This window comes from Microbacterium sp. Leaf161 (assembly GCF_001423645.1).
Taxonomy (GTDB): Bacteria; Actinomycetota; Actinomycetes; order Actinomycetales; family Microbacteriaceae; genus Microbacterium; species Microbacterium forte.
In genome coordinates, this window is the sequence record NZ_LMOW01000002.1 from 405,748 (window position 1) to 428,804 (window position 23,057).

The 23,057-nt window shown below is 66.2% G+C and carries 24 protein-coding genes and 1 tRNA gene; 8 read left to right on the forward strand and 17 right to left on the reverse strand.

Annotation, left to right across the window (positions count from 1 at the left end; genetic code table 11):
• The first annotated feature begins 104 nt into the window (after positions 1 to 104).
• Positions 105 to 869: an SDR family oxidoreductase gene (locus ASF87_RS14705; RefSeq protein ID WP_042536668.1), complete on the forward strand. Its 765-nt coding sequence runs from the start codon at positions 105 to 107 to the stop codon at positions 867 to 869.
• A gap of 64 nt (positions 870 to 933) precedes the next feature.
• On the opposite strand, the gene ASF87_RS14710 is transcribed toward ASF87_RS14705, so the two are convergent.
• Positions 934 to 1,533 (reverse strand): HdeD family acid-resistance protein, encoded by a 600-nt coding sequence (locus tag ASF87_RS14710; protein ID WP_056376844.1) that lies wholly within the window; start codon positions 1,531 to 1,533, stop codon positions 934 to 936.
• A 181-nt stretch (positions 1,534 to 1,714) separates the two neighbouring features.
• On the opposite strand from ASF87_RS14710, the gene ASF87_RS14715 reads away from it, so the two are divergent.
• Genes ASF87_RS14715 through ASF87_RS14725 form a run of 3 tightly spaced genes read left to right on the forward strand, consistent with a single transcriptional unit; the run spans position 1,715 to position 4,906 of the window.
• On the forward strand, positions 1,715 to 2,113 hold the full coding sequence (locus ASF87_RS14715; protein ID WP_056377075.1) for a helix-turn-helix transcriptional regulator: 399 nt from the start codon (positions 1,715 to 1,717) through the stop codon (positions 2,111 to 2,113).
• Positions 2,114 to 2,118: 5 nt separating this feature from the next.
• Positions 2,119 to 2,529 carry a VOC family protein gene (locus ASF87_RS14720; protein ID WP_056377077.1) on the forward strand — a complete coding sequence of 137 codons (411 nt, stop codon included), beginning with the start codon at positions 2,119 to 2,121 and terminating at the stop codon, positions 2,527 to 2,529.
• 25 nt (positions 2,530 to 2,554) lie between these two features.
• A complete protein-coding gene (locus tag ASF87_RS14725) occupies positions 2,555 to 4,906 on the forward strand; it encodes an ATP-binding cassette domain-containing protein (RefSeq protein WP_056376845.1) in 2,352 nt (783 codons plus the stop codon).
• 12 nt (positions 4,907 to 4,918) lie between these two features.
• Here ASF87_RS14725 and ASF87_RS14730 read toward each other — a convergent pair whose 3' ends face one another.
• From ASF87_RS14730 to ASF87_RS14750, 5 genes are all read right to left on the reverse strand, one after another.
• Positions 4,919 to 5,764: a class I SAM-dependent methyltransferase gene (locus ASF87_RS14730; RefSeq protein WP_056376848.1), complete on the reverse strand. Its 846-nt coding sequence runs from the start codon at positions 5,762 to 5,764 to the stop codon at positions 4,919 to 4,921.
• Positions 5,765 to 6,014: 250 nt separating this feature from the next.
• Positions 6,015 to 6,575, reverse strand: a complete 561-nt coding sequence (locus tag ASF87_RS14735; RefSeq protein WP_056376849.1) for a GNAT family N-acetyltransferase — start codon at positions 6,573 to 6,575, stop codon at positions 6,015 to 6,017.
• Positions 6,576 to 6,670: 95 nt separating this feature from the next.
• Positions 6,671 to 7,003: an ArsR/SmtB family transcription factor gene (locus tag ASF87_RS14740; protein ID WP_056376851.1), complete on the reverse strand. Its 333-nt coding sequence runs from the start codon at positions 7,001 to 7,003 to the stop codon at positions 6,671 to 6,673.
• 39 nt (positions 7,004 to 7,042) lie between these two features.
• The gene (locus ASF87_RS14745) at positions 7,043 to 7,480 is read right to left on the reverse strand and encodes a GNAT family N-acetyltransferase (protein WP_056377078.1); all 438 of its coding nucleotides are present in this window, start codon (positions 7,478 to 7,480) and stop codon (positions 7,043 to 7,045) included.
• Positions 7,481 to 7,585: 105 nt separating this feature from the next.
• Positions 7,586 to 7,954, reverse strand: a complete 369-nt coding sequence (locus ASF87_RS14750; RefSeq protein ID WP_056376854.1) for a VOC family protein — start codon at positions 7,952 to 7,954, stop codon at positions 7,586 to 7,588.
• A 95-nt stretch (positions 7,955 to 8,049) separates the two neighbouring features.
• On the opposite strand from ASF87_RS14750, the gene ASF87_RS14755 reads away from it, so the two are divergent.
• Together ASF87_RS14755 and ASF87_RS14760 are read left to right on the forward strand one after the other, a co-directional pair.
• On the forward strand, positions 8,050 to 9,375 hold the full coding sequence (locus ASF87_RS14755; protein WP_056376856.1) for an MFS transporter: 1,326 nt from the start codon (positions 8,050 to 8,052) through the stop codon (positions 9,373 to 9,375).
• Between the two features lie 20 nt (positions 9,376 to 9,395).
• A complete protein-coding gene (locus tag ASF87_RS14760) occupies positions 9,396 to 9,821 on the forward strand; it encodes a GNAT family N-acetyltransferase (protein ID WP_200933763.1) in 426 nt (141 codons plus the stop codon).
• A gap of 2 nt (positions 9,822 to 9,823) precedes the next feature.
• Here the strand turns inward: ASF87_RS14760 and ASF87_RS14765 are convergent, their stop codons facing one another.
• From ASF87_RS14765 to polA, 6 genes are all read right to left on the reverse strand, one after another.
• A complete protein-coding gene (locus tag ASF87_RS14765) occupies positions 9,824 to 10,564 on the reverse strand; it encodes a formylglycine-generating enzyme family protein (RefSeq protein WP_056377080.1) in 741 nt (246 codons plus the stop codon).
• A gap of 11 nt (positions 10,565 to 10,575) precedes the next feature.
• Positions 10,576 to 11,325, reverse strand: a complete 750-nt coding sequence (locus tag ASF87_RS14770; RefSeq protein WP_056376860.1) for an SGNH/GDSL hydrolase family protein — start codon at positions 11,323 to 11,325, stop codon at positions 10,576 to 10,578.
• Between the two features lie 46 nt (positions 11,326 to 11,371).
• Entirely contained in the window at positions 11,372 to 12,724 is a 1,353-nt protein-coding gene (locus ASF87_RS14775; RefSeq protein ID WP_056376863.1) for an MFS transporter, read from the reverse strand.
• A 43-nt stretch (positions 12,725 to 12,767) separates the two neighbouring features.
• Positions 12,768 to 13,802 (reverse strand): LLM class flavin-dependent oxidoreductase, encoded by a 1,035-nt coding sequence (locus ASF87_RS14780; protein WP_056376864.1) that lies wholly within the window; start codon positions 13,800 to 13,802, stop codon positions 12,768 to 12,770.
• Positions 13,803 to 13,855: 53 nt separating this feature from the next.
• Positions 13,856 to 15,532 (reverse strand): DUF885 domain-containing protein, encoded by a 1,677-nt coding sequence (locus tag ASF87_RS14785; protein ID WP_056376866.1) that lies wholly within the window; start codon positions 15,530 to 15,532, stop codon positions 13,856 to 13,858.
• Between the two features lie 93 nt (positions 15,533 to 15,625).
• The gene (polA, locus tag ASF87_RS14790) at positions 15,626 to 18,259 is read right to left on the reverse strand and encodes a DNA polymerase I (RefSeq protein WP_056376868.1); all 2,634 of its coding nucleotides are present in this window, start codon (positions 18,257 to 18,259) and stop codon (positions 15,626 to 15,628) included.
• A gap of 45 nt (positions 18,260 to 18,304) precedes the next feature.
• On the opposite strand from polA, the gene ASF87_RS14795 reads away from it, so the two are divergent.
• Positions 18,305 to 18,733 carry a hotdog fold thioesterase gene (locus ASF87_RS14795; RefSeq protein ID WP_056376870.1) on the forward strand — a complete coding sequence of 143 codons (429 nt, stop codon included), beginning with the start codon at positions 18,305 to 18,307 and terminating at the stop codon, positions 18,731 to 18,733.
• Here the strand turns inward: ASF87_RS14795 and ASF87_RS14800 are convergent.
• Positions 18,708 to 19,271: a GNAT family N-acetyltransferase gene (locus tag ASF87_RS14800; protein WP_056376872.1), complete on the reverse strand. Its 564-nt coding sequence runs from the start codon at positions 19,269 to 19,271 to the stop codon at positions 18,708 to 18,710. The genes ASF87_RS14795 and ASF87_RS14800 overlap by 26 nt on opposite strands.
• A gap of 3 nt (positions 19,272 to 19,274) precedes the next feature.
• Positions 19,275 to 19,895, reverse strand: a complete 621-nt coding sequence (locus ASF87_RS14805) for an ANTAR domain-containing response regulator (RefSeq protein ID WP_042536652.1) — start codon at positions 19,893 to 19,895, stop codon at positions 19,275 to 19,277.
• A 101-nt stretch (positions 19,896 to 19,996) separates the two neighbouring features.
• On the opposite strand from ASF87_RS14805, the gene ASF87_RS14810 reads away from it, so the two are divergent.
• Positions 19,997 to 20,079 (forward strand) — tRNA-Leu (locus ASF87_RS14810).
• A 7-nt stretch (positions 20,080 to 20,086) separates the two neighbouring features.
• Here the strand turns inward: ASF87_RS14810 and ASF87_RS14815 are convergent.
• From ASF87_RS14815 to pyk, 3 genes are all read right to left on the reverse strand, one after another.
• Positions 20,087 to 20,539 (reverse strand): hypothetical protein, encoded by a 453-nt coding sequence (locus ASF87_RS14815; RefSeq protein ID WP_056376875.1) that lies wholly within the window; start codon positions 20,537 to 20,539, stop codon positions 20,087 to 20,089.
• A 124-nt stretch (positions 20,540 to 20,663) separates the two neighbouring features.
• Positions 20,664 to 21,368 carry an esterase/lipase family protein gene (locus tag ASF87_RS14820; RefSeq protein ID WP_235558972.1) on the reverse strand — a complete coding sequence of 235 codons (705 nt, stop codon included), beginning with the start codon at positions 21,366 to 21,368 and terminating at the stop codon, positions 20,664 to 20,666.
• A gap of 185 nt (positions 21,369 to 21,553) precedes the next feature.
• Positions 21,554 to 23,005 carry a pyruvate kinase gene (pyk, locus tag ASF87_RS14825; RefSeq protein WP_056376877.1) on the reverse strand — a complete coding sequence of 484 codons (1,452 nt, stop codon included), beginning with the start codon at positions 23,003 to 23,005 and terminating at the stop codon, positions 21,554 to 21,556.
• Between the last annotated feature and the right edge of the window lie 52 nt (positions 23,006 to 23,057).

The following is a 23,057-nucleotide window of genomic DNA, read 5'->3' on the forward strand; positions in this document are numbered from 1 at the left end:
TCAACCTATCACGCGGCACGAGGTGGTTCCCGGTTCGAAGGGGCCGGCTTGATAGTCTGAAAGCGCCGTGTCATCACGGCGATTCACGCATCAGAGGAGTCACCGTGACCGACGTTCTTCCCGCAGGTTCTCTCGAGGGCAAGGTCGCCCTCGTCACCGGCTCGTCTCGAGGAATCGGGGCGGACACCGTGCGCTACCTCGCCGAGGCGGGGGCCGACGTGGTCATCAACTTCCGCAACAAGGCGCCGCGCGCCGAGAAGCTCGCCGCGCAGCTGCGCGAACTGGGGCGACGCGTGCTCGTCGTCGGCGCCGACCTCACCGACCCCTCGTCGGTCGGCGAGATGTTCGATGCGGTGAAGGCCGAGTTCGGTCGCCTCGATGTGCTCGTGCTGAACGCATCAGGGGGCATGGAATCCGGGATGGCTGAGGACTACGCGCTGACGCTCAACCGCGACGCGCAGCTGAACGTCCTCGACGCCGCTGCCCCTCTGCTCGGCGATGGGTCGCGGGTCGTCTTCGTGACGAGCCACCAGGCCCACTTCATCCGCACCACGCCGACGATGCCGGAGTACGAGCCGGTCGCGCTGTCGAAGCGTGCAGGTGAGGATGCGCTCCGCGAGCGCATCCCCGGTCTCGCCGAGAAGGGCATCGGGTTCACCGTCGTCTCCGGCGACATGATCGAGGGCACCATCACGGCGACGCTGCTCGAGCGCGCCAACCCCGGCGCGATCGCCGAGCGCCGCGAGTCCGCTGGCAAGCTCTACAACGTGTCGGAGTTCGCGGCGGAGATCGCACGCGCGGCAGTCGACGCCGTTCCTGCCGACAACACCCGGTTGGTCGGCGACGTCAGCGCCTTCGAGGCCGAGTGAGTCTCTGAGACCAACAGAGAGAGCCCCGTCCGGATGGACGGGGCTCTCTGCGTTTGGAGGCGAGTCAGATCGCGGAGTCGGCCTTCGCCGAGGCCACGAACTCCTTCGCGTCCTTGCCGAGGGTGATCGCGCGGACGATCTGCACGATTCCGAGAACGACGAGCGAGATGCCGAGCACCAGCCAGAGCACTGCGGCCGCGTACAGCGGGGAGAAGAGCACGACGATACCGGCGATGATGCTGAGCAGTGCGTAGAGCAGAGTCCAGACGCGCGAGCCGTCCTGTCCGAGGAGCGACAGTGCCACGACTCCGTCGACGATCCAGCTGATGCCGATGAAGATGACCACGACGAGCGCGAGGGTCGCCGCGGCGACTCCGAGGTTCGCGAAGGCGATCACGCCGGCGACGATGTAGACGAGGCCCAGCACGATGTGGCCGACTCGAGCCCATCCGCCCTTGACCTTCGAGAAGATGCCCAGGCCGATGTAGACGAGACCTGCGATCACGAGATAAGTGGCGAAGATGCCGGTGACGATCACGGCGGACTTGACGGGCCAGACGAGCAGGACGATACCGGCGATGAGGGCGATGGCGCCCGAGACCGCTAGCACCACGCGAATGGACTTGAACAGTGACTTCGCTTCGGTTGCGAGTGAATCAGACATGGTTGGGGACCCTTTCTGAGAAAACCCTGTGAGGGATGGTCACAGAGTAGCGCTGTCTGGGGCGAGATTGGGGGAGGCCGATATCGATATGTCGCGGACGTTCACACTCTGTTACGGGAGGTCATGCGAAAATCAGGGGGTGACCCCGGACGATGACGCGCGGCTCCGCGAGCTCGTCGTGATGCGCAGGGTGCGGGATCGCATCGATCGCGAGTATGCGACGCCTCTCGATGTCGAGGCTCTGGCGCGCGGCGCGCACATGTCGGCGGGGCATCTGAGCAGGCAGTTCAAGGAGACCTATGGCGAATCGCCGTACTCCTATCTGATGACGCGGCGGATAGAGCGGGCCATGGCATTGCTGCGCCGCGGCGACCTCAGCGTCACCGAGGTGTGCTTCGAAGTGGGGTGCTCATCGCTCGGCACCTTCAGCACACGATTCACCGAGCTCGTCGGTGTCTCACCCCGCGTGTATCGTGAGGGCGCAGCGGATGTCGACGGCATCCCCACCTTCCAGGCGAAGCACGTGATCAGACCGATCAGGAATCAAGAAGCGCCGCGCACGGGCGCGCACCTAACGTGAACCCCATGAACATCAGCATCCATTACGCATTCCTTCCGCACACCGACGCCGATGCGGCCCTCGGCTTCTATCGAGACGCCCTCGGTTTCGAGGTGCGCAACGACGTCGGCTACGACGGTCTCCGATGGCTCACGGTCGGTCCGCAGGGACAACCAGAGACGTCGATCGTGCTGCACCCGCCGGCGACAGACCCCGGGATCACAGACGCCGAGCGGCAGACGATCCTCGAACTCATCGCCAAAGGCAGCTACGGTGCGCTGACGCTTGCGAGCGACGATCTCGACGCCGTGTTCGAGCGGCTCGTCGACAGCGGCGCGGACGTGGTCCAGGAGCCGATGGACCAGCCGTACGGCGTGCGCGACTGCGCATTCCGCGACCCTGCGGGAAATCTTCTCCGTATCAACCAGGCCGGCTGACCCCGGTCCCTACTCGAGGATCCTCATGACGACGCACCCCGCTGACGGCCACGACATCATCCGCGTGCAGGGTGCGCGCGAGAACAATCTGAAAGAAGTGAGCGTCGACATCCCCAAGCGTCGTCTCACGGTGTTCACCGGCGTCTCGGGGTCGGGCAAGAGCTCACTGGTCTTCGACACGATCGCCGCCGAGTCCCGGCGCATGATCGATGAGACCTACAGTGCGTTCGTGCAGGGATTCATGCCGTCGGTGCCTCGTCCTGACGTCGATGTGCTCGAGGGACTCACGACCTCGATCATCGTCGATCAGGAGCGCCTCGGGGCGAATCCACGGTCGACGGTCGGCACGGTCACCGATGCGAACGCGATGCTGCGAATCCTCTTCAGCAAGCTGGGCCAGCCCTATATCGGAGGCCCCACAGCCTTCTCCTTCAACATCCCCACCCAGAGGGCCAGCGGGATGATGACCGGACCGGGGGGCGAGAAGAAGATCGTGAAGGACGCGATCTACCTCGGGGGCATGTGCCCTCGGTGCGAGGGCAGGGGAGCGGTGTCCGATCTCGACCTCACTCAGATCGTCGACGAGTCGAAGTCCCTCGATGAGGGGGCCATCATGGTCCCGGGGTACACCGCGGACGGCTGGATGGTGAAGGGCTTCTCCGCGTCGGGCTTCTATCCGGCCGACAAGCCGGTCGCCGAGTTCACCGAGAAGCAGCGCCAGCTCTTCCTCTACGGTGAGGTCACCAAGGTCAAGATCTCGGGCATCAACATGACCTACGAGGGGCTCATCCCCAAGATCACGAAGTCGATGCTGTCGAAGGATCTCGACGCCCTGCAGCCGCACATCCGCGCCTTCGTCGAGCGCGTGGCGACGTTCGCGACCTGCCCGGAGTGCGACGGCACCCGTCTCACCGAAGGTGCTCGGTCGTCGAAGATCGACGGCATCAGCATCGCGGATGCGTGCCGCATGCAGGTCACGGATCTGGCCGAATGGGTGCGCGGACTGGAACTCCCTGGCGCAGCTCCGCTGCTCGAGGCACTGCGTGCCAACCTCGACGCATTCGTCACGCTCGGCCTGGGGTACCTGAGCCTCGAACGGCCCTCCGGTACGTTGTCCGGCGGAGAGGCGCAGCGCATCAAGATGCTGCGCCATCTGGGGTCGTCTCTCACCGACGTCACCTATGTGTTCGACGAGCCGACCATCGGCCTTCATCCGCATGACATCCAGCGCATGAACACGCTGCTTCTGCGCCTGCGAGACAAGGGCAACACGGTGCTGGTCGTGGAGCACAAGCCCGAGACCATCGTGATCGGTGATCATGTGGTCGACCTCGGCCCCGGCGCGGGAAGCGCGGGAGGCGAGATCTGCTTCGAGGGAACCGTAGAAGGCTTGAAGGCCAGTGGCACGCGCACGGGTGATCATCTCGACGATCGAGCAGCGCTCAAGGAATCGGTGCGCAGCAGCACCGGTGCGATCGAGATCCGCGGTGCCAACGCCAACAACCTGCAGGACGTCGACGTTGACATCCCCACCGGCATTCTCACTGTGGTCACCGGGGTCGCCGGTTCGGGCAAGAGCTCGCTGATCCACGGATCGGTGTCGAAGCTCGAGGGCGTCGTCGCGATCGACCAGGGGGCGATCAAGGGCTCGCGACGGAGCAACCCCGCCACGTACACCGGCATGCTCGAGCCCATTCGCAAGGCGTTCGCAAAAGCCAACGGAGTCAAGCCCGCGTTGTTCAGTGCGAACTCCGAAGGAGCGTGCCCGACATGCAAGGGCGCCGGGGTGATCATCACCGAGCTCGGGTTCATGGACACGATCGAGACGCCGTGCGAGGACTGCGGCGGCAAGCGGTTCCAGGCTGCCGTCCTCGAGTACAAGCTCGCAGGCAAGGACATCACCGAGGTGCTGGATCTGCCTGTCGCCGAGGCGAGGGTGTTCTTCTCCGAAGGGGAAGCGAAGCTGCCCGCCGCCGCCACGATCCTCGGTCGCCTCGAAGATGTCGGCCTGGGCTATCTCTCCCTCGGGCAGCCGTTGTCGACGCTGTCGGGCGGCGAGCGTCAGCGCATCAAGCTGGCCATCCAGATGGGGGAGAAGGGCGACACGTACGTGCTCGACGAACCGACCACGGGCCTGCACCTCGCGGACGTCCAGAACATCCTCGGCCTTCTCGATCGACTCGTCGAATCCGGCAAGACCGTCATCGTGATCGAGCATCACCAGGCGGTGATGGCTCACGCCGACTGGATCATCGACATCGGACCGGGCGCGGGCCATGACGGAGGTCGGGTCGTCTTCGAGGGAAGCCCGGCGGATCTCGTCGCGGCCAAGTCGACGGTCACGGGGGAGCACCTGGCGGAATACATCGGCGCGTAGCGGGAGGGGCGCTCAGTCCTTGCGGGCGACGATCGTGAAGGTGCAGGGGATGAGGTTCCGTTCCGCCTCGGGCCACCCGTAGCCGCCTGACACCTCGACCATCCGCGGGCTGAACTGCCAGGGGAGTGTTCGTCCCTCATCGAAGTGCAGGAGGCGGAGACCGGCTCTCAACAGCGATCCGAGGATCTCGGAGAGGGGGTGCGGCCACTCGTAGGTGCGCGGGTGAGCGACCTTGCCGTCTCCGGCGTAGGTTGACTCGTCATCCCATTGCTGCGCACGGCCGTCGCCGAAGTACGGGTAGCGGGTCGTGAGTTCTTGCGCGCCCTCGTCGAGAGCCAGCAGCGCAGGATGGCCGTCGCGGATGAAGAACGTCCCACCCGGACGCAGCAGAGCGACGATCTGGGCCGCCCATCGGTCGAGATCCTCGAGCCAGCAGATCGTCCCGATACTCGTGTAGACGATGTCGAAGTCGCCTGACACCACGTTGCTCGCATCGAGGACGTCGGTCTGGACCCATGTGGCCGAGACCCCGACGCGGTTCGCGAGTGCCTCTGCGGCTTGCAGCGCCGGCTCCGAGAAATCAACGCCGGTCACGATCGCCCCGGCACGCGCCAACGAGATCGTATCCGTGCCGATGTGGCACTGGAGGTGACACACGTCCAATTCCGCGAGCGTTCCGCCGCGCACGAAGCGGTTGAGCACCGGCAGGTCTTCGCTCACGACGTCGCTGATGTGAGTCGGCTCGTCGTACGCGTCCAGACCGTATGCCGCTTCGTGCAACGGGACGCGATCATCCCAGTTCTGTCGGTTGGCGTTTCGCGCCGCTTCCCAGTCGATCTCGACATTGCTTCCGTTCACGACACGAGCCTATCGACCGCTCCGATCGCGGCGACGTAGTAACGCCGATAATGCACATTATGTCAGTACAAGCCAGAATCGGCCTCCCCTCCGCTTATGGCACCGCGGTGTCGAAGCCAGTCATAATCCCATAGCTGTCACGACCAACCCGCGCCCGCAGCGGTGAAGGCGCCTCCGAGCGCGCCCCGCAGCGGAGTCGGGTGTCTGCGGGCTGCATCTGGCTGTGGAACACGTGTCCGCATCGCGAGGGTCACCACGGAGTGCCTCGCAGGTCGATGTCACCCTCCGGCCATGGATCTGCGTCAGCGCCCGAGTCGGCCGAGAAGACGAGTATCGGCCCCGCCGAAGATGTCACCGTCTCGTTCGAGTCGATCATCGACACATGGCGTTCCATGGCGTTCACCCGTGACCAGCCGGTGCGCTCGTAGAACGGCACGACCTCCTCTCGGCACCCGAGGTAGCCGAAACTCACACGATCGTCGTCGCGCATCGCCTGCTGGGCGTGCGACATCACAAGGCGGCCGACTCCGTCGGAGCGCCAGTCCGGATGGACGAGGACTCCCCCGGTTCCGGCGACCGCGACCTCGCGTGCGCCGACGCGTATGAGGCGCCGTTGAAACCCGACGTGCGCGACAGCGATGGAGCCACGGAACACGATCGTGTGCACATCCGCGGGCGAATACCCGTACGGGCCATCGGGGTTCCACTCTCCGTACTCCGCTCGGTACTCGCGATCGAAGAGTTCTCTCAGTGCCGCCGATTGCGATTCGGACAGGGCATCATGCTCGACGATGGCGACCTGGTAAGTCATTCAGGTTCCCCCGTGCGTCGGATCGACGGCGGTGGGGATCGCAGCCAGCGCCGTCTCGAGAGTCAGGTCGAGTCGCGGGTCGAGTGCGGTGCGGGTCATCGGTTCTCCTCCAGATAGGCCATCAGGGATTCGAGGCGGTCAGTGCGGTCTTCCCAGACTCGCCGTTGCTCGTCGAGCCAGTGCCCCACGACCGTGAGGCGGTCGCGGTCGAGTGTGCAGGTGCGCACGCGACCGCTCTTGGATGTGCGGATGAGTCCGCTGTCCTCCAACGCGTGGATGTGCTTCATGAACGACGGAAGCGTCATCGCGAAGGGCTGCGCGAGCTCGCCCACGCTCGCCGGGCCGGGGCCGAGGGCTCGGATGACCGCGCGACGCGTCGGATCCGCGAGAGCAAGGAAAACCGCGTTCTCGTCCTGATCGTTAGCCATGAAGATAAGTATTGATCACGCAAATAGTTAGCGCAAGGTCTAAGTTTCTGCGGGTCTCTCCATGCAGATGAGCCCCTCTCGGTCGTCCCACGACGCGACGCGTTCGAAACCGCGAGATTCGTAGAGCCTGATCGCTGGCGCCCGCCACTCCCAGACGGACAGCCGGACGCGTCCTGTTGTCAGCGCCAGTGCAGCATCCAGCAACGCGGATCCGAGACCACGTCCACGGAGGTTCGGATCTGCCCATAGTCGCTTGATCTCGGCCTCTCCCCCATCGACCCTTACGATCACCACACCGACGGGCCCCTGCTCGGTCACTGCGAGCAGGGTGGTGCAGTCCCCGTAGGCGACCACCGGATCGGCCACCTCGGCCTCGTAACTCGGCGGCAACGCTGGCAGCCCTGCAGGCGATGCCTCGGCATACTCGACCTTCTCCGCCTCGGTCTGCAGCAGATACGTGCGGACGAGTTCACTCACCGCGGTCGTGTCCGCGTCATCCCACGTCGATGCACGGACGCGTAGCGACCGACGGAGCTCGTCATACGGAGGATGAGGACGAGACGTCACACACTCATTCTGTCGTCACCGCGCAGCCCAGACCCCGAGCTCGTTGCCACTCGGGTCGATGAAGTGCAGTCGCCGCCCACCGGGAAACTCGTACGGCCCCTGGACCACTGCGCCGCCCGCGTCGGTGATCGACCTCTGCGTGGCGTCGAGATCGTCGGAGTACAGCAGCACGAGCGGCCCACCTGGCGGACGCCCCTGGTCGGAGAGCAGCAGACCGCCGACCTCCGAGCCGTCTCCGGTCAGTGAGGCGATACCCGCGTAGGCGGGACCGTAGTCCACGAAGACCCACCCGAACGCATCTCGATAGAAGCGCTTGGCTGTCTCGAGATCATTGACGACGAGCTCGACGTAGTTGATGGAGTGGTGCACGGGTACAGGTGTCATGCGGCCACGGTATCGAGAGCATCGGACATCCGGCACCCCATGCTCGAGCCGTCCGTGCGTCGGGAGGTTCTCCCACGAGGAGTACCGTGGGAGGAGTGCAACAGGTTCCCCGCTCCCCCGTGACCAGCCCGGGATGGAGAGCCTGGCTCATCTGGGGCGTGGGTGTCGCCGCCTACGTTCTCGCCATCACCAACCGCACGTCGCTCGGCGCCGTCGGAATAGAGGCCGCCGATCGATTCGAGGCGGATGCGTCGACTCTGGCCCTGTTCGCCGTCGTGCAGCTCGCCGTCTACGGCGGGATGCAGATCCCCATCGGAATCCTGCTCGACCGCTTCGGTTCCCGCCCCATCATGACGATCGGTATGCTGCTCATGGCAGCGGGCCAGCTCACGATGGCCCTCTCCCCCGGCATCGGGATCGCGATCTTCGCCCGCATCCTTCTCGGCGCAGGTGACGCGGCGATCTTCCCCGCCGTGCTGAGATTGGTGGCGACCTGGTTCCCCGCGCAGCGAGGACCGATCATGGTGCAGTTCACCGGCATCATCGGTCAGGCGGGTCAGCTGATCGCGCTCGTCCCGCTCGCAGCGCTTCTGCATGCGACCACGTGGACGATCACCTTCGGCAGCGTCGCGGGGCTCGGCGTCCTGTTCACGATCCTCGTCGCGCTCGTCATCCGCAATCACCCTGCTGAGCGTGGTGCGGATGTGACTGTCAACACCGACACCGGCGTGATCCGTGTGGTCACCTCGGCGATCGATACAGGCGTGGGTATCCGAGCCGCATGGGCGCACCCCGGCACCCGACTCGCCTTCTGGTCGCACTTCACCACGCCGTTCGCCGGCACCGCCTTCATCCTGCTCTGGGGAATGCCGTTCCTCACCGCGGCCCAGGGCCTCGACACTGCGCACGCGGCGGGCATCATCTCGGTGTACGTGGTCGCCGGAATGGCGCTCGGTCCCATCATCGGCGACCTCTCGCGCCGTCTGCCCAATCAGCGTTCGCTCGCACTCGTCCTGCCTGCCGTCGGGGTGCAGTTCGTCGCGTGGATGGCCGTCATCGCTCTGCCCGGACCGGCTCCACTCTGGCTGCTCTACGTGTTGGCCGTCGCTCTCGCGACGGGTGGCCCGGCCAGCATGATCGCTTTCGACCACGCCCGCACACACAATCCGTCGCACCGCCTGAGCACCGCGACCGGAGTGACCAACGCGGGCGGGTTCATCGCCGCTCTGATCGCGATCTTCCTCATCGGCCTCGCCCTCGACCTGCAGGGTGCGGGCACGCCGGAGACGTACTCGCTGGAGGCTTTCCGTGTCGCGTTCCTCATGCCCATCCCGCTCTGGATCCTCGGCGTCACCTTCATCCTGATCGAGCGCAAGCGCACGCGCATCAGGATGGGCCTGGATCCCGAGAGGCGTCGCTGACTGCTTCTAGGATGAAGCTCATGCCCACGAGCTTCACCTTCTCGAATGACCCTGCCCTGATCGACCGTGGCCTGGTGCACCGCTGGCTGAGCGAGGAGTCATACTGGGCGAAGGGCCGTAGCCGCGCGACCCAGGATACCGCGATCGACGCGTCGCGCAACTACTCGATCCGCGACGACCGCGATCGGCAGGTGGGGTATGCCCGCGTCGTGACCGACGGCGTGACCTTCGCGTGGCTGTGCGACGTGTTCGTCGACCAGGAGGCCAGAGGGCACAGAGTCGGAAAGATGCTCGTCGAGGGTGTGCTGGAGGACCTTCGCGAATCATCGACCGTCAAGCGCATCATGCTCGCCACAAGCACCGCGAGCGGCCTCTACGCGCAGTACGGCTTCGCGCCGTCTGCCGATCCGAACCACTACATGGTGAAGCTGATCGACCGAGGATGACGTCAGCGGCCGGGTCGCCTCAACGGCGTCCAGCCGAAGGGCACGGGACCGTCGACGACCGCCCGCTCGCGATCGGCTCGCGCTGACCAGCCCTGCGCCTCATCGGGTGTGTCGAAGGCTCCTCGGGCGACCCGCAGGCCGACATCCTCATGATGCATCCGGGGCGCTCCCCCTCGCCGCACGGACGCTCGGACGCTCCACGTATCGTCGGCGAATCCGCCACCACGGAACACGCGGTAGTCGCCATAGCGGGCCGGGTCCAGAAGATCCCAGCACCACTCCCACGCGTTGCCGAGCGTATCGAAGAGGCCGTGCAGGTTCGGCAGCTTGCCACCGACATCCTGCGGGGTGGAGACCGCATCGCCGCTCGTCCAGGCGGCATCGGCGAGAGGCGCGTAGTGGGGACCGACCGAACCCGCCCTGCAGGCGTACTCCCACTCGGCCTCGGTGGGCAGTCGATAGCCGTCGCCCGTCGCATCCCAGCTGACGTCTTCGCCGTCGAACCGATAGACCGGGTCGAGCCCCTCCCACTCGGAGGCGGCATTGCAGAAATGGATCGCGCGCAACCAGCTCACATCGACTGCGGGTCGCCGCGGATGCCGTGACGCGATGGGGAGGATCTCCGCAAGCTGCTCTTCGGTGATCGGGAACACTCCGATCTCGAAGTCCTCGACGGCGACGGTGCGCTCGACCTTGCGACGCGCGTCGTGCAGGGTGACCGAGCCGCCTGTGATGCGGCGCATCTCGATGTCGGTCACGCCTGCGGAACTCTCTCGACCCAGTCGGGGTACTTCGCCTCGCGTCCGTCACCGGACGAGGTGCGGGTGACGCGCCGTCTGACCCAGGGGCCCACGAATTCTCGGTAGTAGGCGAGGCCGACCGGCCCGCCGGCCGTGAGAGCGGTCGGAGACCACCACGTCGACGGAGGCTCGAAACCCAGGCCGTGGAGCACCCGCGCGGCGACACGGTGGTGACCGGCGGCGTTCATGTGGAGCCGATCCTCGGACCAGTACTTCGCATCGGCGAGCTCTCGATCGGGCCAGTTGAGTGCGCGCACGACGTCGTCGCGACCCTCGACCCGGCGCAGCACTGCATCGGAGAGCAGGTCGCCGCGACGTTGCACGAGCGACCCCATCGGAAGCTGCCCACTCGGATTCGCACCGGAGAGAAGGATCAGTGTGACGCCCTCTTCATCGCACCGGCGCAGTACTCGACTGAATGCGTCGGCGATGTGCTCGAGGTCGGTCCTCGGTCGGAGCATGTCGTTGCCGCCGCCGTTGAACGACAGATGCGTCGGACGCAGCGCGAGCGCGGGTTCGAGCTGCTGCTCGACGATCGGCCAGGCCAGCTTGCCGCGGATCGCGAGATTCGCGTAGCTGATCGGGTGACCGGCGGCATCGGCCCAGCCCTGGGCCACGAGGTCGGCCCACCCTCGTTCACGGCCGTCGGGCAGAAGATCACCCACTCCCTCGGTGAAGGAATCTCCGATGGCCACATAACGCACTTCTGTCACCTCGACAGCCTATTGCCGCGCGCGGACACTGAGGCGATCACCGGTCGTCGAGAGCCATTCCCCCGCGATCGACCAAGCCCCATGCCGCTCCTGCCGCAACGACGAAGCACGCGCCGAACGCCGCGAACAGCACCGGTGCTCCCCCGGCGACGAGCACGACCGGCACGGCGAGCGGGGCGACGATCGACGCGATGCGTCCCACTCCCGCCGCCCAGCCCGCTCCTGTGCCCCGCAACGAGGTCGGGTAGATCTCGGGAGTCACGGCGTACAGCGCGCCCCAGGCGCCGAGATTGAAGAACGACAGGGCCATGCCCGAGGCGATGATGGCTGCCTCGGTCGTCGATGTCCCGAAGAAGACGGCCGACACGGCCGATCCGACGAGGAAGACCGAGAGCGTCGTGCGCCTGCCCCACACCTCGATCAGCCACGCGGCGACCGCATAGCCCGGCAGCTGAGCGAGGGTGATGATGAGAGTGAACCCGAAGGACCGCACGAGATCGAATCCCGCATCGACCAGGATGCTCGGGATCCAGATGAACGCGCCGTAGTACGCGAAGTTCACGCAGAGCCAGACGAGCCAGAGGCACATGGTGCGAACCCGGAACTCCGCGTTCCACAGCGTGGTCAATCGCGCGCGGGTGGTGACGGCGATCGCGCGCGACGCCGGCTCTCTCCTGATCGCAGGCGCCGGTTCGACACCCGCGTCAGCCTCGAAGGTCGCCACGATCCGATCGGCCTCGGCGATGCGGCCGCGCGAGGCAAGCCACCGCGGCGACTCCGGAAGCCCCCACCGGACGATCAGGGCGTAGACGGCGGGGATCGCGCCGAGTGCGAAAGCCCAGCGCCAGCCGTCGTCGGATGCGGGGATCACGAAGAATCCGATCAGGGCGGCCGCCGTCCACCCCAGCGCCCAGAAGGCCTCGAGGATGACGATGAGCCGGCCCCGGATGCGAGCGGGCGCGAACTCGCTCACATACGTGGAAGCGACGGGAAGCTCGGCGCCGAGACCCAGTCCGACGAGGAATCGCAGCACGAGGAGCGCGGCGAGACCGCTCACGAGTGCGCTCGCGCCCGTGGCGACGCCGTAGATCAGCAGCGTCAATGCGAAGACCTGGCGCCGCCCGAGCCTGTCGGCGAGGAGGCCGCCGAGAGTCGCGCCGATCGCCATTCCGATGAAGCCGACCGATGCGATCCATCCGGCATCCGTCTTCGTCAGACCCCACTGCTGGGTGAGAGCCGCGAGGATGAACGAGATGAGTCCGACGTCCATCGCGTCCAGAGCCCAGCCGACCCCTGAGCCGGTGAGAAGACGCAGGTGACGACGCGTGAACGGGAGCTCATCGAGACGCCCGGCGATCGACGCCCGGCTCGGCAGCGCGGTGTTGGCCATGGCTACATCGTAGATGTGACGTGCGCACTGCCGAGCACGTGCGTCAGTCGCGGTCGGCGAGCAGCCGACGCACCCGCGGGATCACCTCTGAGCCGTAGAGCTCGATGCTGCGCATCATCGCGTCGTGTGACAGCGTGCCGGTGGCGTACTTCATGTCGAAGCGGCCGAGGCCGAGCGTCGTGACGGTGTCGGCGATCTTGGCCGCGACCCGATCGGGTGACCCGACATACAGAGCTCCCGCAGGTCCCACGTCGTTCTGGAAGCGTGCCCGGCTGTACGGGGGCCATCCGCGCTCGCGACCGATGGTGTTGTTCATCGCCTCGACCCCGGAGTATGCGGCCTCCCATGCCTCCTCATCGGTGTCCGCGATGTGGCCCGGCGAGTGCACGGCGATCGGGTGCGAGGTCGTGCCGAAGGATGCCACCGAACGGTGGTAGAGATCCACGAACTGACGGAAGCGACCGGCAGGGCCTCCGATGATCGCGAGCATGAGGCCGAGACCGTGACGTGCCACCCTCACGACGGACTCAGGGCTGCCGCCCACCCCGACCCAGGTGCGCAGACCGTTCTCCGTCTTCGGGAAGACGTTCGCGTTCTCGAGCGAGGCACGCATCGATCCCGACCAGGTCACCGGTTGCTCTTTGAGGAGTTCGACGAAGAGTTCCAGCTTCTGCTCGAAGAGGGCGTCGTAGTCGCGGAGATCGTAGCCGAAGAGCGGGAAAGACTCGATGAAAGAGCCCCGGCCGAGCACGACCTCGGCTCGTCCGTTCGAGAGGGCATCGAGGGTGGAGAAGCGTTCGAACACGCGAACAGGGTCATCCGAGGACAGCACGGTGACGGCGGTTCCGAGACGGATGCTCTTCGTGCGACCCGCGATGGTGGCGAGCACCATCTCCGGTGCCGACACGGCGAACTCCGTGCGGTGGTGCTCCCCCACGCCGAAGAAGTCGACACCGACGCTGTCGGCGCGCTCCGCCTGCTCGACGATGTTGCGAATCGTCTGCGCGCCGGTGAGCAGCTCGCCGTCGTCGCCTCTCGTGATGTCGCCGAAGGTGTCCAGCCCGAACTCGATGCTCATGTCAGCCCTTTCTATTCAGCTGAATGAACAGCGGATCCGGTCGGCGCATTCCCTCAGCGCGACAGAAGCGCGGTTCGGAGTGTGTCGAGTCCGACCCCGCCCATGTCGAGAGCACGCTTGTGGAAGTCCTTCACATCGAAGTCCGCGCCCCGCTCTGCCTGATACGCGTCTCGCACCTGCTCCCAGATGCGCTGACCCACCTTGTAGGAGGGCGCCTGGCCCGGCCAGCCGAGATAGCGGTTGACCTCGAACTGCACGAACTGATCGGACATGTTCACGTTCTTGCGCATGAAGTCGAGTGCGTAGTCGGCGTCCCAGGTGCCGTCGCCATCGAGACGCGGCTCGCCGAGGTGCACTCCGATGTCGAGCACGACACGGGCCGCGCGCATCCGCTGGCCGTCGAGCATGCCCAATCGGTCGGCCGGATCGTCGAGGTAGCCGAGTTGCTGCATCAGACGCTCGGCGTACAGCGCCCAACCCTCTGCATGGCCCGAGGTGCTGGCAAGCAGTCGCCGCCACGAGTTGAGCTCGGTGCGGTTGTAGACGGCCTGCGCGATCTGCAGGTGATGCCCCGGGACGCCCTCGTGATAGACCGTCGTCAGTTCGCGCCATGTGTCGAACTCGGTGACGCCCTCGGGAACCGACCACCACATGCGGCCCGGACGCGAGAAGTCGTCGGTCGGACCGGTGTAGTAGATGCCGCCCTCTTGCGTCGGCGCGATCATGCATTCGAGAGTGCGAATCGCCTCGGGGATGTCGAAGTGCGTGGCGCCGAGCTCTGCGACGGCGCGGTCGCTCGTCTCCTGCATCCACTTCTGGAGAGCGTCTGTTCCGACGAGCTTGCGAGCGGGATCGGCCTCGAGGTGGGCGACGGCTTCTTCGACCGAGGCGCCGGGGAGGATCTCGTTCGCGATCGCGGTCTGCTCGGCGACCATGCGGGCCAGTTCCTCGCGGCCCCATTCGTAGGTCTCATCGAGGTCGATCGTGGCACCGAGGAAGCGACGGGAGTTCAGCGCATAGAGCTCTCGTCCGACGGCATCGACCTCCGTCGCGACGGGAGCGAGCTCCTCGGCCAGGAAGCTGCGAAGTTCGTCGTACGCGACCCGCGCCGCAGCGGAGTTGTCGGCCAGAGTGCGAGCGAGGGATGCGGGGAGGTTGCCCTCCTGAGGAGTCGCTTCGGCCACGAATGCGGCGAAGAACCCGTCGTCGGCCGTGTAGCGGTCGATCTGCGTGGCGACCTCCACCACCTGGCGCCGAGCGGGGGTGACTCCGGCGGCGATGCCCGCGCGGAGCGTCTCGGTGTATCCGCGGAGCGCGTCGGGCACCGCAGCGAGACGCGTCGCGATGACACTCCAGTCGTCGGCTGTGGCCGTCGGCATCAGATCGAAGGCCGACCGCACGTCCTGCGGCGCTGAAGCGATGACGTTCAGGTCTCGCAGGTGCCACTTCGCGTCGTGCAGCTCGAGATCCAGGCTGAGCTCTGCCGAGAGATCGGTCTTCGTGACTTCGTCGATCGCGTCGACCGGGTCGAGTGCCTGCAGCTTCGCGAGCGTCGCTCGCGTTGCAGATGCGATCTGCTCGTGCCCCTCGGGGCTCAGATCGCCGAAACGGTCGTTGACCTCGTCTCTGCCGATGTAGGTGCCGAGCGTCGGGGCGAGCACCGCGATGGTGTCGACCCACTCATCGGCGACTTTGTCGATGGCAGACGGAGTGCGGGGAGCTGAAGTCATCCCTCCAGCGTAGCCCCGCACCCCCGGCGCAGGATATCGATGTGCCGCGTGGCCGAGCTCTGCGTCGCAGCCGTCACGACGCGTCGGCCAGCCTCAGTGCGCGGCCTCGTTCCAGTCGTGTCCGCGGCCGACCTGAACGTCGAGAGGCACGGTGAGGTCCGCTGCGTCGCCCATGCGGGTCCGCACGATCCGCTCCGCCGCATCCCACTCCCCCGGTGCCACTTCGACGACGAGTTCGTCGTGGATCTGCAGCAGTGCGCGCGAGCTGAGACCTTCTGACCTCAGGTCCTCGTGGATGTGCAGGAGTGCGATCTTCATGATGTCCGCCGCGCTTCCCTGGATCGGGGCGTTGAGCGCTGCACGCTCGGCGTTCTCGCGAAGCACGCGGTTCGGGCTCGCAAGGTCGGGGAACGGGCGGCGGCGGCCGAAGATGGTCTCGGTGTAGCCGACCTCTTTGGCCTTCATGACGGATGCCCGCAGGTAGTCGCGAACCGCTCCGAACCGAGCGAAGTACTCGACCATCAGCTGCTTCGCCTCGGACTGCTCGATGCGGAGCTGCTTCGACAGCCCGAACGCCGAGAGGCCGTAGACGAGCCCGTACGACATCGCCTTCACCTTCGTGCGCATCGCCGAGGTCACTTCGCTCGGCTCGACACCGAACACCCGCGCACCGACGAACCGATGCAGGTCCTCACCGCTGTTGAACGCCTCGATGAGACCTTCGTCGCCCGAGAGATGTGCCATGATCCGCATCTCGATCTGGGAGTAGTCGGCGGTGAGCAGAGACTCGTAGCCCTCTCCCACCTGGAAGGCGCTGCGGATGCGACGTGATTCCTCGGTGCGCACCGGGATGTTCTGGAGGTTCGGGTCGGTGCTCGACAGGCGTCCGGTCTGGCTGCCGGTCTGCACGTACGTCGTGTGCACGCGGTGATCGTCCTGGATGGCGGTGTCGAGCGACTCGATGATCTGGCGCAGCTTCGTCGCCTCGCGGTGCTGCAGCAGCAGGCCGAGGAACGGATGCGGGTGGGACTCCTGCAGGTCGGCGAGCACTGCGGCATCCGTGGAATACCCGGTCTTCGTCTTGCGGGTCTTGGGCAGCTGCAGGTCGTCGAACAGCACCTCCTGGAGCTGCTTCGGAGAGCCGAGATTGAACTCGCGACCGACGATGCCGAACGCCTCCTGAGCGAGACCCTCGGCGCGCGTCGCCAGCTCGCCGGAGAAGGTCGACAGCACGTCGTGCGACACCGCGACACCGGCGACCTCCATGTCGGCCAGGGTCAGCAGCGTCGGCAGCTCGATGTCGGTGAGCACGGTGGCGACGGATTCGGGAATGTCCTCACGCAGCGCGGCGGCGACACGGAGCGCGAACCAGGCCTCCTGCGAGGGAGTTGCGCCCTCGGTCTCCGGAACGAGCTGCGTCGGGTCTGCCTCCGGCAGCTTCTCGCCGAGGTAGCGCTCGACGAGGTCGCCGAGCGTCTTGTCGGGGAAGCTCGGACGCAGCAGCCATCCCGCCAGACTCGTGTCATAGGCCAGGCCGTTCATTCGCACCCCCAGGCGGAGCAGAGCCTTCACCTGGGGCTTCGCGTCATGGAGCACCTTGGGGCTCGCGGACTCGAGCCACGGCCGCAGGGCTTCGACGACCTCGTCGTTCCAGTCGAGTTCACGGAGCTCGTCCCCGGACGCGGCACCGAGCCTCGTCGGAGCCCCACCCTGCACGACGAGCCGCACAGCGATGTCGTCTTTCTGCGCTTCGGCCCAGCTGACGAACTCCGCCGCACTGACCTGGGTCGGCTCGGGCAGCACCACCGTCGTCGTCGGGTCGTCGGCGACCTCGCCCGCTCCGACGGCCTCGAACACCCGAGGCAGAAGGGTGCGGAACTCGAGGCGAGCGAAGATGTCGCGCACGGCCTGAGCATCGATCGGTGCGACCGCGAGGTCGTCGGGAGCGACCGGCAGCTCGACGTCGGTCAGCAGGCGATTGAGTCTGCGGTTGCGCCGCACGTCCTCGATGTGGTCGCGGAGGTTTCCTCCCACCACGCCCTTGATCTCCTCGGCTCGCTCGAGCAGATCATCGAGGGACCCGAACTGCGTGAGCCACTTGACGGCGGTCTTCTCGCCGACCTTGGGCACACCGGGCAGGTTGTCGCTGGTCTCGCCCACGAGGGCGGCGATGTCGGGGTACTGCTCGGGGCGCACTCCGTAGCGCTCCTGCACGGTCGTGGGGTCGTACCTCTTGAGCTGTGAGACGCCCTGCACCGAGGGATAGAGCAGCGTCACATCATCGGTGACGAGCTGGATCGTGTCGCGGTCGCCGGAGACGACGAGGACGTCGTATCCCTGCTCGGCCCCCTGGGTCGACAGGGTGGCGAGGATGTCGTCGGCTTCGAACCCCTCTTTCGTGAGGACCGGGATCGACATCGCGGCCAGGCACTCCTGCAGCAGCGGGATCTGGCCGCGGAACTCCTGAGGCGACTCTGAGCGCGTCGCCTTGTACTCGGGGTACTGGTCGGTGCGGAACGAATGACGCGAGGTGTCGAATGCGATTGCCATGTGCGTCGGCTGCTCGGCCTTGATGAGATTCACCAGCATGGACAGGAAGCCGTAGATGGCGTTCGTGTGCTGATTGTCTTTGGTCGTGAAGTTCTCGACCGGGAGGGCGAAGAAGGCACGATAGGCGAGCGAATGGCCGTCGACGACCATGAGGGTAGGCTTTGCGGAGTCCGTCACCCTGTCAGCCTAACGAGGACGACAGACACCCGCTGAGGAGGAACCATGAGCGACACCGCGACCAGTGCAGGACTCGACTGGGCGACAGCCCGTGGAATGGGCGCGCTCGCTCAGAAGATGGGCATGGAGTTCCTCGAGTTCACCACCGAGCGGTGCGTCGCCACGCTTCCGGTGGAGGGCAACACGCAGCCCGTCGGTCTCATGCACGGCGGCGCCTATGTGGTTCTCGGCGAGTCGCTGGGATCCATGGCCGCCAACCTGCACGCGGGCCCCGGGCGACTGGCTGTCGGTGTCGACATCAACGCGACGCACACCCGGTCGGCGACGTCCGGCGTGGTGACCGGTGTGTGCACGCCCGTGCACCTCGGACGCAGCATCACGGTGCACGAGATCGTCGTCTCCGACGATCAGGGCCGCCGGTGCTCGACGATCCGGATCACCAACATGATCAAGGACGTTCCCGAGGCTCGCTGAGCGGCTCGTCCAGCAGCAGTTGGAACAGCAGGTGGTCCTGCCACTCGCCCGCGATCCGGAGATATTGCGGAGCGATGCCGATGCGCTCGAAGCCGTTGTCTGCGAGGACACGCTGTGAACCGGAGTTGTGCAGCAGGGTGGCTGCCTGCAGGCGGTGCAATCGCACCTCGTCCCGCGCGTACGCGGCGACATGGTGCACCCCGCGGGATGCGAGACCGCGACGGAGACGAGTCCTATCGATCCAGTAGCCCAGATCTGCGTTCCAGAACGCACCTCGGACGATGTTGTTGAGATTGATCCGTCCGCGGATCTCTCCATCGGTCGACTCGATCACGAAGCGGATGTTCCGTCCGGCGGACGCTTCCAACACGCACTGCTCGGCGTGGAACTCCTGCCACTCCGGGGTGAAGAAGTCCGGAGACCTGAGTGGCTCCCACGGTGCGAGATGCTCTCGGTTCGCTGAATACGCTCTCGCCAGCGCAGCGCCGTCGCCGATCTGCACAGGACGCAGCAGGTGCTCCGCGTCGAGCCGCAGCAAAGACTACTTCTTCGGAGCGAGCTGCTCGATGATCGCCTTGGCGACATCCTGCATCGTGAGGCGGCGGTCCATCGATGCCTTCTGGATCCAGCGGAACGCCTCGGGCTCGGACAGGCCCATCTTCTCGTTCAGCAGGCCCTTGGCCCGATCGACGAGCTTGCGGGTCTCGAAGCGCTCGACCATGTCGGCGACCTCGGCCTCGAGCGTGATGATCTGCTCGTGGCGGGCGAGGGCGATCTCGATCGCGGGCAGCAGGTCGTTCGGGGTGAAGGGCTTGACGACGTAGGCCAGTGCTCCGGCTTCGCTCGCGCGCTCGACGAGCTCCTTCTGGCTGAACGCCGTGAGAAGGACGACGGGTGCGATGTTGCCCTTGTGCAGCTTCTCGGCTGCGCTGATGCCATCGAGCTGCGGCATCTTGACGTCCATGATGACGAGGTCGGGGCGGAGCTCGGTCGCGAGTGCCACGGCCGTCTCGCCGTCACCTGCCTCACCGACGACATCGAAGCCGTTGTCGCGGAGGATCTCGACGATGTCGAGACGGATCAGCGACTCGTCCTCGGCGACGACGACGCGTCTGGGTGCGGATGACGTGGGCTGTTCTGCTGCCTGTTCTTGCTCGGTCACAGACCCATCCTAGTGGAGACCACCTCTGAGGTCCCCCGATGGTGTGGCGGGTGACGGTGAGCACGGATCGCCTGCGCTAAAGTCGAAGACGCTACACACGAGCCGGCGTGGCGGAATGGCAGACGCGGAGCACTCAAAATGCTTTGTCCGAAAGGGCGTGTGGGTTCGAGTCCCACCGCCGGCACATCAGTTCAGATGCTGATCCATACCTGACCGTCGATCAGCAGATACCGGTCGAGGGCGGGACGCATCGACTCGAGGATCATCCGCTCTGCGACCGCAGGATGGTCGGCGGTGATGACGGTTCGAGGGACTGTGGCGCGGATGATCGCGTCGAGGTTCTCGTCCGTCGCCTCGACGCTCACTCCGCCGACCAGCACCGGTTGGTACGCCTGTCCGCCGTGCATCCGGTGGCCGTGCGGGCTCAGGACCGTGTCGCGCGCTCTCGTCTGTGCCAGATAGACCGGAACACAAGCGATGGCCTCGTAGGTGCGGAAGCGACGCTTGAGGCGGTACCTGACGCCGATGCTTCCGGGCTTCCTGGACAGGAGCGGCGCGTCATCGGCGTCCGGCGGCGCGCCGAGCAGCGGGCGGGAGCGGTCACGTCGCTCGGCCACGGCGGGGTCGATGGTCAGGTCATCCATGGGTGTGGGTGCGGGGCCCTTCGACGTGCGGCAGGCCTGCGCCTGGACCAGAGTACAGGCCAGCACCTGAGAAGCTGCGCCGCCGTGACACGGCGTCCGTCGGGCGTGACCTTCGACCCGTCGCTCACCGCTCGGACAGCGCGGCGACCTCTGCGAGGACCCGGGGGTTCGCGAGAACCCGAAAGTGGCCTCCGGTCTCGAGACGCACGTTCTTCATCGCCCCGCTGAGCTCACTCCCCTCGGGGATGTGCGGGTCGAACTCCCCGTAGATCGACACGATCCGCTCGTTGACATCCCGGTGGAGCGCGAGCTGCATGATCGACGGATCCGAAGGCGAGAACGCTCGGAGGGACCGGACCGGCAGCATCCGCGCATAGCGGGAACCGCCGAAGGGCGTGGCCACTGCCACCATGGCGCGCACGCGGAAGCCTGAGGGGCCCGCCATCGCCATCTTGCCTGCGAGGCCGCCTTTGCTGTGTGCAACGATGAGCGCATCGGTGAGCTGTGCCGCCTCGAGGAACTCGGTCATGAGCTGAGCCGATTCGACGACGGGCCGCCGGTTGTGCCGGAGCGAATCGAGGACATGCACGGGGTGGCCCCGGGCGTGCAGCGCCGCGATGAGAGGCTGCATGAACCGCCATGTCTCGTACACGCCGGGAAGGATCACGATCGGAGCCGCGGAGCCGGTCGCGAAGGATCCCGCGTCGCTCCGATCGAAAGCGGCACGCAACTGCCAGTACACGGCGTAGGCGTAATCGGCGATCCACCAACCGGCTCGTCTCAGTGTGCGGATGGCGTCCGCCTCTCGCTCGCTTGCGTGACTGCCCACAGAGCCGAGAGATGACGGCCGTTGCGGCTCGCCACGACGGTGCGCCGAGGGAGAAGAGTCATCCGATCACGGTAGGTGCGGCGCGCACTCTCGCGCCAGCCGCTTGACAGGGCCAGGCGGGACATCGCCGAGTGGACGACGAAGGGGCGGAACAATCGTTCCGCCCCTTCGCTGTGCGACCTTGATCAGATCGTCGCTTCCTTGTAGATCGGAGCGGCGCCGTTGACGGCGTCCCCGACCTTGTGGACGCGGATGTCGTTGGTCGAACCCACGATTCCAGGAGGGGAACCGGAGATCACGACGACCTTGTCGCCTTCGACGGCGAGACCGCTGCTGAGCAGGTAGTCGTCGACCTGCAGGTACATCAGGTCGGTGTGCTGCACCATATCGACGAGCTTCGACTGGATGCCCCAGGTCAGCGCCATGCGACGGCGGATTCCGGGCTCGGGGGTGAAGGCGATCATCGGGATGCGCGAGCGCAGACGCGACAGACGGCGTGCCGAGTCACCCGACTGGGTGAAGACGCAGAGGTACTTCGCCTCGACGAACTCGGCGACCTCGAGAGCGGCGAGGGTGATCGCTCCACCCTGGGTACGCGGCTTGGTCGTGAGCGGTGCGATGCGCTCGAGACCGTGCTCCTCGGTCGACTCGATGATGCGAGCCATCGTCTCGACGACGACGACCGGGTAGTCACCTACGCTGGTCTCGCCCGAGAGCATCACGGCGTCGGCTCCGTCGAGCACGGCGTTCGCGACGTCCGAGGTCTCGGCGCGCGTGGGCACCGGGCTGTTGATCATCGACTCGAGCATCTGCGTCGCGACGATGACCGGCTTCGCCATGCGGCGCGCCAGTTCGACGGCGCGCTTCTGCACGATCGGCACGGCCTCGAGCGGAAGCTCGACGCCGAGGTCACCACGGGCGACCATGATCGCGTCGAACGCGTCGACGATCTCTTCGAGCGCATCGACGGCCTGCGGCTTCTCGACCTTGGCGATGACGGGCACCTTGACGCCCTCTTCGGCCATGATCTCGTGCACGCGGCTGATGTCCTCCGCGTTGCGGACGAACGACAGGGCGATGAGGTCGGCGCCGATGCGCAGGCCCCAGCGGAGGTCTTCCTCGTCCTTCTCGCTCAGAGCGGGGACGTTGACTGCGACGCCGGGCAGGTTGATGCCCTTGTTATTCGACACGGCTCCAGCGACGATCACGCGGGTCGTGACGGTGACGCCGTCGGTCTCGACGACCTCGACGCGGACCTTGCCATCGTCGATGAGCAGGAAGTCCCCCGGCTTGACGTCGTTGGGCAGGCCCTTGAACGTCGTACCCGAGATCTCCTTGTTGCCGATGATGTCTTCGGTCGTGATCTTGAAGATGTCGCCCTTGGCGAGCTCGTAGGGGCCGTTCTCGAACTTGCCGAGGCGGATCTTCGGTCCCTGCAGGTCGACGAGGATGGCGACGGCACGACCAGCGTCCTCGGCGGCCTTGCGGACGTTGGCGTAGTTGTTCTCGTGCACGGAGTAGTCACCGTGGCTGAGGTTCAGGCGCGCGACGTCCACGCCGGCGTCGATCAGTGCACGCACGGTTTCATAGGTGGAGGTGGCGGGGCCCAGGGTGGCGACGATTTTCGCGCGTCTCAACAGATTGCTCCAGGGTAGTGGGGGATGGAAATCAGGCGACGGTGCCGCGGCT